Origin of the sequence: Planktothrix sp. FACHB-1355 (genome assembly GCF_014748295.1) — a bacterium.
Lineage (GTDB): Bacteria > Cyanobacteriota > Cyanobacteriia > Cyanobacteriales > Aerosakkonemataceae > Aerosakkonema > Aerosakkonema funiforme_A.
Map to the genome: position 1 here is coordinate 1 of NZ_JACJUP010000040.1, position 14,572 is coordinate 14,572.

At 44.1% G+C, this 14,572-nt stretch carries 12 protein-coding genes; 7 read left to right on the top strand and 5 right to left on the bottom strand.

What is annotated here, in order from left to right; all coding sequences use genetic code 11:
* Positions 1–683 (bottom strand): RICIN domain-containing protein (locus H6S82_RS03945; RefSeq protein WP_191056029.1); only part of this gene is annotated, 683 nt, incomplete at its 3' end.
* Between the two features lie 428 nt (positions 684–1,111).
* Positions 1,112–1,705: a substrate-binding domain-containing protein gene (locus tag H6S82_RS03950; RefSeq protein ID WP_190464428.1), complete on the bottom strand. Its 594-nt coding sequence runs from the start codon at positions 1,703–1,705 to the stop codon at positions 1,112–1,114.
* A 432-nt stretch (positions 1,706–2,137) separates the two neighbouring features.
* On the opposite strand from H6S82_RS03950, the gene H6S82_RS03955 reads away from it, so the two are divergent.
* On the top strand, positions 2,138–3,439 hold the full coding sequence (locus tag H6S82_RS03955; RefSeq protein WP_190464427.1) for a glycosyltransferase: 1,302 nt from the start codon (positions 2,138–2,140) through the stop codon (positions 3,437–3,439).
* Between the two features lie 14 nt (positions 3,440–3,453).
* Here the strand turns inward: H6S82_RS03955 and H6S82_RS03960 are convergent, their stop codons facing one another.
* The gene (locus tag H6S82_RS03960) at positions 3,454–3,963 is read right to left on the bottom strand and encodes a hypothetical protein (protein WP_190464426.1); all 510 of its coding nucleotides are present in this window, start codon (positions 3,961–3,963) and stop codon (positions 3,454–3,456) included.
* Between the two features lie 701 nt (positions 3,964–4,664).
* On the opposite strand from H6S82_RS03960, the gene H6S82_RS03970 reads away from it, so the two are divergent.
* The 5 genes from H6S82_RS03970 to gntT all read left to right on the top strand — a co-directional run bounded on the left by H6S82_RS03970 (position 4,665) and on the right by gntT (position 10,491).
* Positions 4,665–6,806, top strand: coding sequence for a glycosyltransferase (locus H6S82_RS03970; protein WP_190464424.1), 2,142 nt, complete (start codon positions 4,665–4,667; stop codon positions 6,804–6,806).
* A 70-nt stretch (positions 6,807–6,876) separates the two neighbouring features.
* A complete protein-coding gene (locus tag H6S82_RS03975) occupies positions 6,877–7,569 on the top strand; it encodes a hypothetical protein (RefSeq protein ID WP_190464423.1) in 693 nt (230 codons plus the stop codon).
* Between the two features lie 181 nt (positions 7,570–7,750).
* Positions 7,751–8,314 (top strand): hypothetical protein, encoded by a 564-nt coding sequence (locus tag H6S82_RS03980; protein WP_190464422.1) that lies wholly within the window; start codon positions 7,751–7,753, stop codon positions 8,312–8,314.
* A 252-nt stretch (positions 8,315–8,566) separates the two neighbouring features.
* Complete coding sequence (locus H6S82_RS03985; protein WP_190464421.1) at positions 8,567–8,995, top strand: hypothetical protein; 429 nt, start codon at positions 8,567–8,569, stop codon at positions 8,993–8,995.
* 65 nt (positions 8,996–9,060) lie between these two features.
* Complete coding sequence (gntT, locus tag H6S82_RS03990) at positions 9,061–10,491, top strand: guanitoxin biosynthesis MATE family efflux transporter GntT (RefSeq protein WP_190464459.1); 1,431 nt, start codon at positions 9,061–9,063, stop codon at positions 10,489–10,491.
* A 148-nt stretch (positions 10,492–10,639) separates the two neighbouring features.
* Here gntT and H6S82_RS03995 read toward each other — a convergent pair whose 3' ends face one another.
* On the bottom strand, positions 10,640–11,545 hold the full coding sequence (locus tag H6S82_RS03995; RefSeq protein ID WP_190464420.1) for a DUF3445 domain-containing protein: 906 nt from the start codon (positions 11,543–11,545) through the stop codon (positions 10,640–10,642).
* Positions 11,546–11,638: 93 nt separating this feature from the next.
* The gene (locus tag H6S82_RS04000; RefSeq protein ID WP_190464419.1) at positions 11,639–12,718 is read right to left on the bottom strand and encodes an aromatic ring-hydroxylating dioxygenase subunit alpha; all 1,080 of its coding nucleotides are present in this window, start codon (positions 12,716–12,718) and stop codon (positions 11,639–11,641) included.
* A 961-nt stretch (positions 12,719–13,679) separates the two neighbouring features.
* Between H6S82_RS04000 and H6S82_RS04005 the strand changes: the two genes are divergently transcribed.
* A partial coding sequence (locus H6S82_RS04005; RefSeq protein ID WP_190464418.1) for a sulfotransferase domain-containing protein occupies positions 13,680–14,572 on the top strand: 893 nt, incomplete at its 3' end.

Genomic DNA, 14,572 nt, shown 5'->3' on the forward strand with positions numbered 1-14,572 from the left:
GGCCCACCAAATGCGGCTGACTCGTAGGTTTGAGGTGGATTAGTGGCGAGATTTTCATATTGAATTTGTATTTTATCTACTGCCCAAGCAGAATGAATACGTACAGTTTTAATCCTGGATTTAGGCAGTTCATTTTTTGGTAGAATCTCGAAATCTGTGGCGGCGATCGAACCTCCGGCTGGGCCTTGTTTTTCTAGGGGGATCGGCGCTAAAGCTTCTGGTGGAATCGGGACAAGTTCCCACAGTTGGTTAGGGGTACCGTTAGTCTCGTTGAGGGGAGCCATCACAACGGGGTTCAACGGTGCTGTACCAGATCCAAAAATATCCAGCACAAAGTTATTTAACTTGCTGGCGATCGCGCCATGCTCTGTAATTGTCCATTGCTGGTTAGGCTCACCGTTACTAACCTTGAGCGGGGAAACAACTACCAATGTATAATAATCTTCTTTACTTCCTTCTACCTCTAACGCAAAACCATTGAGCCTACTTCTGATCGACCCATTCTCGCTAATTGCCCACTGCTGATTGGCCTCACCGTAAGTACCATTTGCTGGGTATACAACTACGTGGCTTCCAGGCTGCGGGTTACTGCCAGCAACATCTAGGACTAGGCCATTAAGCTTGCTTTTGATCAGATAGTAACCACTACTCGAACGTTCTGGAACGGTACTACGTCCAACCATTTTTTCTCCTTGCATCAGAAGTTTTATTTTTTTCAAAAATCCGTCTACCATACGAGTATTTTAGAGTAAACTCCGCTTTATTTTAATATAAATTCAAATTTCAGCAAGGGGAATGGATATTTTGACAATTCCGACGCTCTCGCAAAATACTGCCAACATTGGCAAAATGTATCTACGGCGACATCCGAAATAAATTTAGCTGGGTCACCCGATGCAAGGATTTTGGCTGAGAGGATTTGGGATTGGCTGGGCAACGAGCGGACAAAGCTTGAAATGGGGAAAATTTTTTGATAATGCCCCTTGGAATGGGAGGATTGAAATCCCTTTTTGGGAATGCTTTTTCACGATGTTTTCCTCTATTAACACCTTAATAAATAGAACTATGGAAATAATAAGGAAAAGATAAATGTGCGCTCTTACTTTTTCTTTTATTTCCACCACGAGAACGTCGCTCGAAAAATCCGCCGCGTATCGCTTCCGTCGGGGCGGTCTATAAATCGAATTGCGGCTGAGGGGCCGCCTACCTGAGACCAATTGGTAATTTGACCTCGGAACATCTGGGCAAATTGAACAAAGGTCAACCCTCCCTTAAAGGCACTATCGGGCCCAACCACGATCGCAATCTTTTCTCTAGCGACAGGAACCAATACCAATCCTTGAGCTTTTTCTTGCGGAGTCAGAGGACGACCGATCGCCGCTAAGTCGATTTTGCCTGCCAGTAGCGATTGAAGCGCCAGATCGCTTCCCCTGCGGGTGATTTCGACTTTCGCACCTGGGTATTGTTTCTCAAAACCCCGCTTGAGGGCTTCGTTAACTTTGTCCATGCTGCTCGATCCGTCGATCCGCACAATCCTGTTACTCGGTACACTTGCGGGGGATGGGAAAGAGGCTGGTGCAGTAGATTGCTCCGGTACAGCCTCTAGAGTAACGGATGCTTCTAGGGGCCCAGACGTGATAGCTGCTAAAGCAACCACTATTGCGATCGAGAGGATGGTGCTTTCTTTTTTGAGGAAAGTAGCCATAATTTATAGCTCTGGATTCTAATAATTTTTGAGTATTAGTACAGACAATGTACTATATTATTCCTTCAGATTCAATTTTTTTCCAAAATTTCTCTAACAAAACAATTAAATCTAATTTTGCTCAACACATGGTCTTTTATTGTCTTTTATTGATCAGCTTGTTTTTGCTCAACACATGGTCTTTTATTGTCTTTTATTGATGAGTTTGCTAATATGGAACTTGATTGTGCAAACATCCTGCTACTGAGGCTTTAGGCAAAGTGCCAGCAACACAAGCTAGCGATTTATGCCACTTGCTTTTGTTCGCACAAAAGTGATTAATGGAAATTTAAGCCTGTAAGTTAGAGGTAGCAAAAGTAGGATTAATACTCAAAGTAAAATATGATACAAGAAAAAGCAAAGATTACATCGAATTTCGCAAACGACAAAAGAATGAGCAAATATATAGCGATCGCAACTTTTGGCTCTTTAGGAGATTTATACCCGTACATGGCGATCGCTCGCGAGTTGCAAAGAAGGGGACATCGCGCCGTCATCGCTACCAACGAAATTTATCGCCACACAATCGAATCGGAAGGGATTGAGTTCCGCGCCATCAGACCTGATGGGTTAATTAATGTGGAAGAGGAGGGAGAATTTATCCAGTTGCTCAGCGACTCCCAACAAGCTCTGAACTACGGTATCAGCTATTTGATCGCGCCCCATTTGCGGGCAACCTACAGCGACTTACTGGAAATAGTACGAGAAGCTGACGTGTTGCTGACGCATCACCTTGCTTTTGCGGGTGCGCTGGCGGCTGAAAAAACTGGGATTCCCTGGATTTCGACTGTTCTTTCGCCTGTCTCGTTTATCTCTGCCTACGACTTTCCCAGCCTTTCTGCGCCGCCGCAATCTCCTTACGAACGAGCTTTAAGGTTGGTTGTCGATGATGCTATACTTCGTCTTTTTAAATGGCAGGCACGCTTTTGGGGGGCACCGATGCGGCAGTTGCGGGCCGAACTCGGTTTACCGCCGAAAGGCAACGCTGTCTATGAAGGTCAGCATTCACCGGAATTGGTGCTAGCTTTGTTTTCGGAAGTTTTGGGCGTTCCTCAACCGGACTGGCCACCCCATACTCGCATTACTGGCTTTCCTTGGTATCACCACCAAAAAAATCGCGGTTTATCTCCGGAACTGGAGCAGTTTTTGCAAGCAGGGCCACCCCCGATCGTCTTTACTTTGGGGTCGTTGATGGTGTGGACAGCGGGAAACTTTTATTCTGAGGGAGCGATTGCCGCCCAGCGGTTGGGCTACCGATCGGTTCTGCTGATGGGGCAGGCGGCGCATCAGATTCCCTCGCACTCTTTACCGGAAGGTACGATCGCAGTGGACTACGCTCCTCACGATCTCATTTTTCCGCAAGCAGCTGCGATCGTCCATCACGGCGGTGTGGGAACTACAGCCCAGGCGTTACGTGCGGGGCGTCCTATGCTGGTGGTTCCCTTTGCCCACGATCAGCCAGATAACGCTGCCCGTATGGTTCGCCTGGGTGTAGGGCGCACGATCTCCCGTCAGCAATGTACCGCCGACCTTATCGCTGCGGAACTCAAACATTTGCTGTTTGACCCCAGTTATCAGGCTAAAGCCACAGAAGTCCGTCGTTCGGTCGAGACGGAAGATGGCGTCCGGGCAGCTTGCGATGCGATCGAAGCGCATTTAGAAAAAGCCAAATTAAAAACAGAAAATCATTTTTAATTTGGCTTGTTGATTTATCTTCCAGGGTTACCAGTAACCAAGCCGATCGCAATCCAAATCACCAATACCGTCAGAGAAACTAGCACTAGCAAAAGCAACGACCCAAAGTTCAATTTCGGATAAACTGAGTCTGGGCTAGTTTTCTTCACTGCTAATGAAATTCCCCCCCGGTTATCTGGGAGCTCGTCGTCATTGATGAAAAAGTTAACTTTGCTATCTGACGTGAGAGTAAATGATGTATTTTGAGCCTTCTCAAGCGCTTGTTTGGCTGTTGCATATTTCCCACTACTGGGAATATTGATGCTAAATTCATTTGAGGTGATGTTATATTCATTCACCCATCCGGTAGTGCAGTTTTCTCCTTTTTCGTCACAGCCGATCTCTACACTCCAAAGAGTCCACGCATCATACTGTCCCCCCTCTGAGACGCCAATCACCTTCACTTCATAAGTTCCTGCTGCGAAGGATTGAACGACTGGATTTTGTTTGTTGTTGCTCTTGGCATCTATGTTAATAATAGCCACAGTATTTTCCTCAAAAGTTCAAAATGTTTTCGAGATGTAACTGGATCGGCCTGAAACTTTTTCTTGTTGTCGTTTTCTCGATCGGGATTTACGCACGAAATGACTAAAAACCTGGTTTATTCGTAGACCTTTAGTTCATCAAACCCACTATTTTTCAGAGAAACTGAGTTTCTTTGCGTAAGTTCTAGAATTCTCAAATATTCCTGTGTTTAGGTAAACTTGTCAATAGGGAAAAATGACAAAAAATCCCTCAAATCACAACGTTTTTGTAAATTTTTGTGGCTCTCACCTACGAATGTTATAAGTTTAACTAATGTATTCTAGATAAGCTTGGTATATATTTGACAGTCAAAATAGTAAATCAAAAAGTGAAGTGTTATCGTTGTGAAAGATTTAGTGACGAATTGCATCCAGTTAAGAATCTCTTAGTAAAAGATTTACCAGCTTGGGGTCAAGCCGTATATTTGAGAGTACCCAGGCGGCAATTTTATTGTCGCCCTTGTCAAAAGTATTTTACGGAAAAATTAAATTTTATTAACTTCAAACATCGAGAAGCAGAAAACCTGAATACACTATGAGTCGAACAGCCTACCCAAGTAACTTAAATGATACAGAGTAGCAATTCAACCTGGGTTTAAACTTTACTTCACAAATAGCCTCTAAGGCTCAGTCAGTCTAAATTTCAGTTATTTGCCTGCTTTATGGAACACCCCCTCGATCTCGCAATCATCATTCCCGAACTCGTCAAGTATGGAGGTGCCGAACGAGTTGTCATCGAGTGCCTCGCTCGTTGGCAACACCACCATCGCATTACACTTTATGCCACGTCCATCAACGATCGGGTCGTGCGCGAGTTCTGCCCAGACACTCGCTTCAAATTTGTGCAACTTTCACCTTACTTTCAAGGGGATCGTGCGTTCTTCTTGAACGGCACCTTGCTACCCAAACTGTGGCAACAGGAAATCGGTACACATGACATTTACCATACTCATCTTTGGCCTTGTCATCTGATTGACAGACACCCGATGGTGTGGTATCCGCACGAACCCCCGCGTATGCTGGAAGATCTGCGGCTTAGTCAGCTTCCCAATGACTCGATTACGTCTGATGTGTGGAAGGTTCACGTTTACCCGAAGTTCACCTACGATGATGTTCCATCGCGGGTTTACGAAGCAACCATGAACGCACTGGCAATGTTTGACAAGCTGGGCAATCCAGACCGTATAGTTGCGAACAGTCACTATGTTGCTCAGTATTTGTCACAGGTTTATGGACGAATCGTTGCAGACATAGTTTACCCAGGCGTGGAATGTGCCAACCAGATCGTTGAGCTTTCGCCGAATGTCCAGTTCCTCACCGTTGGTCAACTCTGGCCACACAAACGAGTGAAGATGATTATTGAGGCACTGGCGATGATACCGGATGTACGGCTGGTGATTGTCGGAGATGGCCCTGAACGTGAGAAACTGGAACGAATGGCTGTGTCACTCGGTATCGGAGATCGCGTTTGTTTCAAGCACGGACTGTCAGAAGCAGAGTTGCAAGCGGAGTACAATGCCTGTCGTGCAGTTGTGTTTGCAGCAACACGGGAACCCTTCGGCATTGTTCCTCTAGAAGCATTGGCTCATGGTCGTCCCTTGATTGCGGTGAATGAAGGAGGATATACAGAGGTTGTCGATCCTCAATGTGCGATACTGGTGTCGCCGCGTCCTCAAGAACTGGCTGATAAAATGAACCTGCTGGCGCGTGATATTGATTTAGCTAGAGCGATGGGTGAAGCTGGTTGGAGAAAAGCCCAGCAATATAGCTGGAATAACTCGGCGCATCAGCTAATTAAAATTATTGAGTCCACGTTTAATACTTATCCACATGACCACCAGCAGGGGGACGATGAAACTGCTGCACTTTGTCCACTGCTCGGAGTCCAATATTATTGCTGGTATGGAGATGGATCTGGCAATCTTCATTGGAACGACAATTTAGAATTCGGATCTGTTGATGATATGCCCGAAATCGGGTTTTATTCGTCGCTAGATGGTGATGCCCTGAAATATCATTTTGAATTGATGGAGCGCAATGGCATAGACTTTCTGGTTGCGAACCTGCATATTGATTCAAACGGTGTGAATGAGCATGAGTTGGCTGGACTGATTCGGATGTTTCATGTTGCGGAACTAACCAGATCCCAAATCCGTATTGCAATTCAACTGTGTTTCTACGATCCTTCCCATGATGGATTAGAGCGGGCGATCGCTACCATCAGGGATCTGTCAAACTCACCCAACTATTTCAGGTTCAAGTCCCAACCAGTAATGTTCTTATTTTGGACTGGCATTTGGGACGGACAACGAACTGAGATCGAGAATTTGAAGGCAGCGACCGACGGATTTTTGCGAATCGCTTGTAGTTTGAGGCTACCTTCAGATACAGAATCGTTATATCTGACCTTTGGGTTATTTGATTCGTGGGCGCTTTTTTCACCTTTGGAAGTAGCATCGTCTGAGAATTGGCAGAGTGTTTGGGCAGAGGCATATCGGCGATCGGATTGTGGTAAAAAGGGAATTCGCACGGTAACAGTCAGTCCAGGCTACGACGATCGCCATCTAACCGATATTCGCAGGAGCAACAATCGATTTCGTTGTGTTGACCGAAATCAGGGAAAAACTCTCCATAGCATGACAGAGTTTGTGCTTCGTCAATCTGTTATGCCACAACTGGTGCTTGTATCTACTTTTAATGAATACCATGAAAACAGCCATATCGAGCCAACCAAAAGGTATGGATCGCAATATATGGAAGCAATCAAAGATTTTGGACAAGCTTTGCGAACAAGATGGATGTGAGTAAATAATTTGTAATTCGTAATTCGTCATTAAAAATTCTCTAGTTGTTCATCAATTAATAATTAATTCAATGGCAGAAACCAAGCGTTATTTTGTTTTGAGTTCTCCCAGGTCAGGGACGCATATGCTGCGGACGAGTCTAGACAATCATCCTCAAGTCGTATGTATGACTGAGATGTTCAATCCAGACTATACTGAGAGCAAGTATGACTTTACGCCTGATACTCCAGCTTCTGAGATTCTTGCTAACTATATCTTCACTCCAGAAAATATGATGCACCCTTGCGTCGGGTTTCTATTACACCGTTGTGGGGCAAGGTTCGGTAACTGGCCGGATCTTTGGTCGCTTCTCGAACAGGACAAGCATCTAGTTGTAATCAGTCTCCGCCGCCAAAATCTCTTGCGTCGTTATCTCTCTGTTCAGTTGATGAAGAATCAGGATCTGGAAGGAAATCCGCCAGCATCACTCCACTTTGACAAGGATGTATTAATCGGCGACTTCCAGAAGCAGGAGGCTAAGATTGCCGAGTTTGATGCGAGATTCTCTGACCATCCGCTTATAACTGTTACCTATGAGGATTTGTGCGATCGCTACACAGAGACTATGGGCTGCATTCAATCGTTTCTTAATCTCACACCAGTAAATCTTGCACCTGGAACTAAGAAGCGAGCAACTCCAGCATTGGCAGAGATAGTTGCCAATTATACGGAACTCAAACGCGAATTTGCCGACACCAAGTGGTTCAGTTTCTTTGATGACTAAGCTCGAAAGAGTTAAAAACCTGAAATTTAAACTACCTGGGGTAGCGCCAACCTGACCGGAAAAAAAGACGAAAAGCAATTAAAAACCAACTGCAATATATTAAATGAAACTTAGGAAATATAGTGGCATTAATTGATAAAATTTTACTATCGTATCAACAACAGGAAAGCCAATTGTATAGATGGAAAACCAATCTTTTGAACGCCAAGCACAGCTAACTCAATGGCTGCAAACTCTAGTAGAAATTCTGCGAATCCAAGGAGGTTCTACATGGGAATCTCTGGTGCGAACAGTGGCGGGGAAAACAGCTGCGATCGATTTAGATGGAATTCAGTTGCGAGTGCGAGCAACTGGTGGAGAAAAACTGCAAATCGAAACCGAATATCCCGTAGAATTGGAGTCAGTCAATTTTCGCACTAAAGCCGAAACTCTGCGAGATGCGATCGCCGGCCAATTGACCTTAGATGCAGCCGTGGTAGAGGACAGCATTCACCTACGCGCTAGTTTGGAAGACTTGCTCGATATACAGCAATTAGTAACCGAAATCTTAGCCGACAGTGCCTTTAACCCCCAGTTGCGGCATCTGTGGTCAGAATTCGATCGATTGTGGCCGCGTGCTGCTTCTGGATACCCCTGCGTTGCTCTGGAAAAGCAGAAACCGTCTTACGGCGAGCCGATTCGTTTGATACCGCAAGATGTGCTTGCCATTCAAATTTACCCACCAGGAGACGATAGCTTAGAATGATATCAGGCGAGCGGGGGAGTGGGTGAGTGGGGGAGCTAAAGTCAAAAGTCAAAAGTCAAAAGTCAAAACTAGGAATTTCTCCCTTTTCCCTTTTTTTGAGCTTAATTATTATTAGTATTAAGTAGGAAAAGTAGAAAAAGTAGGTAATTTAAATAATTTTTGTCCTATTTGGCAAATTATGTAAAAACACACTTTTCAAAAAAAGTTTTTGTGTATATTAGTAGCTGTTACACTTACGCAATCAAAAAAACCATGAAAAAAATATTTACTAATTTAATTGCTGCTGCCACAGCCAGCAGTGCCGCTGTTTGTATGGCGATCGCACTTGAAGCTCCCAAAGCCGAAGCTTTCAGTCTTGCGATAACAAACGCAGGGTTTGAAGATCCCATTTTGGGATACGGTGAATTTACTGATAAATCAATCCCTGGTTGGGAATTATACGATCCATCCGGCCTCATAAGTATTCCGTTCGTTGCTAACTATGCGGTGTATCATGCCGCTAGCTACTCCTATGTCGATGAAGCGCCGGAAGGCAACAATGTGGGAGCGATTTTTCTCGGACTGGAGCCGAGAAGCGGTGTTGCGGGGATAACACAGACACTATCCAGTGTCTTAACAGCTGGCACCAAATACGATTTACAAGTTAAAGTTGGCAACGCTGCGCCCGACAAAATAATGTAAATTAATGTAAAGCGCGACAATCTCTTTGAGTGCAGATTTTGGGGAATAGCAACTTGACTGAATCTATGAAGCAAATGCTGTCGAACCAGTATGACTTCCTGCCTCGCTTCTTCCGACTGGCGATCGCAAACGTCCTATCAAATATCATGGTGCCACTGGCCAGCTTAATCAGTGTCATCTTCCTGGGCCATTTGTCGGAAATCCACCACTTAGCTGGAGTAGCCCTAGCGGCAAACCTACTCAACCTCCTCTACATGGTGTTAATCTTCCTGAGAATGGGCACCACAGGGATAACAGCTCAAGCTGTAGGACGAAATGACCGAGAGGGAGTGCTATTGGTGGGACTGCGTAATGGCTTAATAGCCATAGTCTTGGGCATCGTCATCATTTTCTTGCGGTATCCTTTAGGAGAAATTGGGTTTGCCCTGCTCAAAGCGGAAGCAAACGTAAAAGCAGCGGGTATAGCTTATTTTTACAACCAAACATGGGGAGCGCCTGCCATTTTGCTGAACTTTGTCCTAATTGGTTGGTTTCTGGGACAGGAAAAAAATGGCTTAGTTTTGGTGCTGTCTGGTGTTGGTAATGTGAGCAAGATTGCGTTGGACTATCTATTTATCGTCAAGTTTGGCTGGGAAAGCGCTGGAGCGGGAGTTTCCTATGCAGTAAGTCAGTATCTAGCCCTGTTAGTGGGATTGACTTTTTTCTGCACTCAAGTCAACTGGCAAGAGGTAAAAGCTGTAGCTGGAAAAATTTGGGATACAGCAGCATTAAAATCCACAGTGACCCTGAATGGAAACATTTTGATTAGCAATTTTGTTACCCTCACAGCTTTCGTCTTATTTAACTACGAAGCCGCCAGCTTGGGAACGATTATCTATGCTGAAAATGCCTTGCTCTTACAGATATTCGGTCTATGTTTCTATTTTGTGGAAGGATTGGGATTCGGCACGGAAACTCTGACCGGAATCTTTAAAGGCAAAGGAACTGGGGAGAAGTTAGTGCCCCTAGTTGGAATTTCTGTACTGATCAGCTTTCTGGTAGGAATGACTTTTGCTGGAGTGCCTACGCTATTTCCAGATACTGTATTTGGACTGTTAACTAACCACACTGAAGTCACCCAAAATATTGATGTCTACGTTCCCTGGTTACTCTTAGTCTTGGGATTTACTTCCATTGGCTTTATGCTGGAAGGATACTTCTTGGGTTTAGCAGAAGGCCATACTCTCCGCAATGTCAGTTTAGCTTCTATTGTAGTGGGATTTACACCTACAGCTGTGGCTGCTTGGCATTATCAAAATAACCATATCTTGTGGTTAGCTTTGTCTTTGTTCCTGGCAACCAGAATGGTATCGCTTGGGGTACAGTTACCCAGAACTTTTAGGAACGATGTTGGGGATGGTAGCGTTTCTCTACCGATTATTGAGGAGGGATCTGCCACACAGTTGCTAGAGGAAAAGTTGGAGATTGGCTCGGAAGAGAAAACTTTGATAAATTAATGATTGAGTTTATCAAAATTATTCACGATCGCATTTTAGACAGACAGCGATCTCCCCTCTTATTTTGACCAGATGTAGAGATGTTTCATAAAACGTCTCTACATCTGGATATTTCAGCAATGCGATCGCATCCTCACCCTATCTGGAATTATCGATCCAAATAAATAAGCAGTGGCTCTAAAAATGGCCCCATAACCCGATATGCCCGCGTTTCCGGAGACATTTGTCGAATCACTTCTGCCAAATTTTTGCGGATTTCGGGCGGAAGACTGGAAATTGAGTCCATAAATGACCGCACCGTAAAGATAATATCGCCAGTTTTGGGCAAGCGTCGGATAGTTTGATACTCGGATCTCAGCCACAGGCGATCGCCTACATTTTCCGGTGTCAGCTCTTTCTCCCATCCCTCTTTTGGTTCGTACCAAGCTACCACCAATAGAGGAGTTGGCACAATTCCCCAGGCAATTCTAGTTCCCGGACGATCCGGTTTGAGATTTTCAAAGTAAAGGTCTAGAGGGTGCTTTAGTTTTTCTGGATATCCGGGAACTGGGCCATGAATTTGGTATAGAGGACGTCCGATCTTTTCCGGCAGTCGCCAAAAAAGGGGAAAACACATCAGCGCTGCCTTAAGAGTATACCCCCCCTCACCTGGTTGCAACAGACAAATATCTTCTTGCACCAATTGCCCAGCCAGCGCAATGGGAGCATCTTTATAATCGGATATATCCCAAACTTTACCCCATTTGAGATTTTCTATTTTTGTTCCTTCTACTCGATAATATTCTGGGAAGTATTTGAGAAGGTGTTCTATCAGCATCTCCAATAGTTCTTGCTGACCCGCTTCGCTTCCCGGTAAACTGGCGAACACATCTGAGTAGCTTTCTTTCAGGAGTCGCTCTTTGAGTTTGAGTTGCGGGATTAAATCTTCGTCAATGTCAATCCACTTTGACATTTCCATATGTTCTAGGGCGGGTCTGAGAACCCATTTTCCCCTAGCTATGTGAAGAGGAAGATATTTAGGAATTTTTAGGTTGGTTTCTACGTTGGCTGACATTGGTAACAATATTTCATTTCTTAACACACAACAAAAACGAAATTTGAGCATTAGCTGACGGCTGACTGCCGATAGCTGAATGCTTACAACTTTTCAGGTATTGTTCATCACTTGCAGGAGAGCTTTACGAAAATATAAAACTCCGTCTTCCGGCCCTTTAGCTAATTTCTGGTTGCCGTTGTAAGCTCTTGATTTAACTTGCTCCTGTAGCGTGCGGCAAAAAGGAATGTCCTCTTCAAAAACCATACGAAATTGCTTGGAAATTATCTCTTCACTTTTCATTGGGAACTTTTCTATTTGCGCTGGAGTTTGCAGCAAGAATTTCTCAATGACGGTGAATTCTGGATTGACCGGATTAACTTGCCAAACTAAAACATATTCATCTAATGTCAAGATCGTCGTGTTTGGAAAAAGCCAAGATATGTAAGTGCGTTCTCGCGGCACTAAATAGTCATAGTACTGAAGCGTGTGCATACCGCTCATACAGCCGCCCACAAAACCTGGCATCTCAAATCTGCCGCCTAAAGTCGGCGAATGCACCATCGGTATGTGGTAAGCGTCAATATAGTTTTCCAGCAGAATCTTCCAGTTAAACGGCACCTCAAAGGTCGCTCCATGAGTTGCTCGCATCTCTTCCCAGGGTTGGGAATATTGTTCCATATGCTCTGGAGAGCCTGCGAGATAGTCCCTTAATGGCCCCGCTTCCGGGTCGAGGTTGACAAAGATAAAACCGCCCCAAGTATCGACCTGGACTTTAGTTAGAGCAATTGAGGATTTGTCCAGACCGGGAAAGCATTCCTGCGCGTATGGTACGCCTTGAAGTTGACCGTCCAAACTATAAGTCCAGTGATGATAAGGACAGAGCAAATGTTTGCACTTACCCTGTCCCTCAACTATACGCATACCTCGATGGGGACAAACGTTGTACATCGCTTGCAACTTTCCGGAGTGCGTGCGGATGACAAAGATGGGCTCGTCTCCAATTTTGCAGGTAATGTAATCGCCAGGGTTGGCTAACTTTTCCAATCGACCCGCAAACAGCCAACTTTTATACCAAATCTTTTCCCGTTCTTGGTTAAAAATATTGGGATCGGTGTACCAGTAACCGGGCACTGCCACATCTGCATCTGTGTCGGCTACGTTCTGGGTTACGGAAATCACTTTACTTGTCATTTATCTCAACTCTTTTGATATATCTTTACAATTTTTTGAGGTGGCGATGCTTTTGCATACTTTGAAAAGTGTTATAGCAAGTTGGACATCGAGTACGACACGATACTAAATACTAAGTGCTGACTTGGCTGCCAAATCAGTTTATCTGCGTGCTTTCAGCTAATTTAGCATTTCCTGCCGAGCTGCCACTTTAATTTTTAGAGCATAGCCACAGCACTTGTTTTAAATTTACAATATTTTCAACTTCTATTGGCGAGCATTTTGTAAATTTTTCCGATTATTCCCTTTTTTCCTACTTTTCCTGCTGCCATGAGAGGTAAGATAATAATGTTGTGTGCTTTGGCATAAAGTCTCTTGAAAACGTGAGTTTTTGCTAAATTGTCAAGCCGATCGCTTGCAAACGCACCCCCGCACCTCTCTCTAGAAAAAGTAGGAAAGGTAGGAAAAGTAGGAAAGGTAGGAAGTCAACTACATATTTTGTAACTATAGTAATCCTACGCGGCGATCGGCTTTTCTTCGGAAGGCGATCCCTCTTTGTTACCCATATCAAAATTGATAGATTTTATCAAAAGCTCACAGGATAAGGAAATGACCGATTTCGACGCCCAAAAAATCTGAAAAATTTCAGAATATCATTGGTAAAAAGCAAACCCTAGTTCTGTTTTTGTGTAGACTAATGAATTGTATAGATCCATTAGGGTAGTCACCAGTACTCCCCATCTGTGTCGAGCGATTGGAAATGCTTAGTTTAGCTAGCCAATACTTGACTCGATCGCTCACCCGGCTTGTGTTAGCGTCTTGTCTTGGTACAATCGCTGGGAAATTGCTTTGGCATTATTGCCAATTCTAGCGATGCAATTACGGTAGATTGGCTGAGGTTTGAGAAAAAAATCTGTGCCTTTGTATCGTTTACTGAATTTTTCTCGAATTTTCTCGCAAAAAACTTGTTGGGGAATAAGTTATGAATTTAGTAGTAAAAAACATTTACAGCGATTCAACAATTTGGAACGCTGTTAACGCCCGTAAAACAGATATAATTATTGCTTCTTGCTACAAAGCGGGAACAACTTTGACGCAACAAATCGTTAATCTCCTCATAAATGGCAACAGCGAATTTAGCGGTTATAGTACGCTTCAAGAATTAAGTCCGTGGGTCGAACACACCCCCGATCCGCTTTTTGCTTCTCTAGAAGAAAAAATTGACCATATAGAAAAATTACCAGAACCAAGATTTCTGAAGACTCACCTACCTTTTGATGCTTTGCCTTATCATCCGGAGTGGAAGTACATTTATTTGGTGAGAGACGGAAGAGACGTAGCCTTATCCCTGTACAATCACAATGCAGGTTACGATCCGGCATTTTGGGATGTCAAATTGGAGGATAGTTTCTTAGAGTTTTGGGATAACTGGCTAGAAACGGGAAGACATTTATGGCCTTTGTGGGATCATATAGATAGTTGGTTGCAAGTCAGAGATCGCCCCAATATACTTTTGATTCACTATGCCAACTTAATCGGCGATAAAGAAAACGAAATTGCAAGAATCGCTGAGTTTCTGGGCGTGAAAATGGATGCTGCCAAAAAAGAAATTGTCATACAGCAATCTTCCCTGGAATATATGAAAGAATATGCGGATAAATTCGCGCCGCCAGGATTTATTCCCAAAGCTTTTTTCGGCAAAGGTAAAAATGGCGTTTGGAAAGATTTGTTGACAGCGGAGAAGCTTGAAAAATACGAAACTTTTATTATTGGAAAATTGGGAATAGAATGTGCCAACTGGGTAAAAAATGGCGGTTCATTACCGCCATTACTAGAAAAAACTTTAGCAGAGGCAGTTGAACGTGATATAAAATA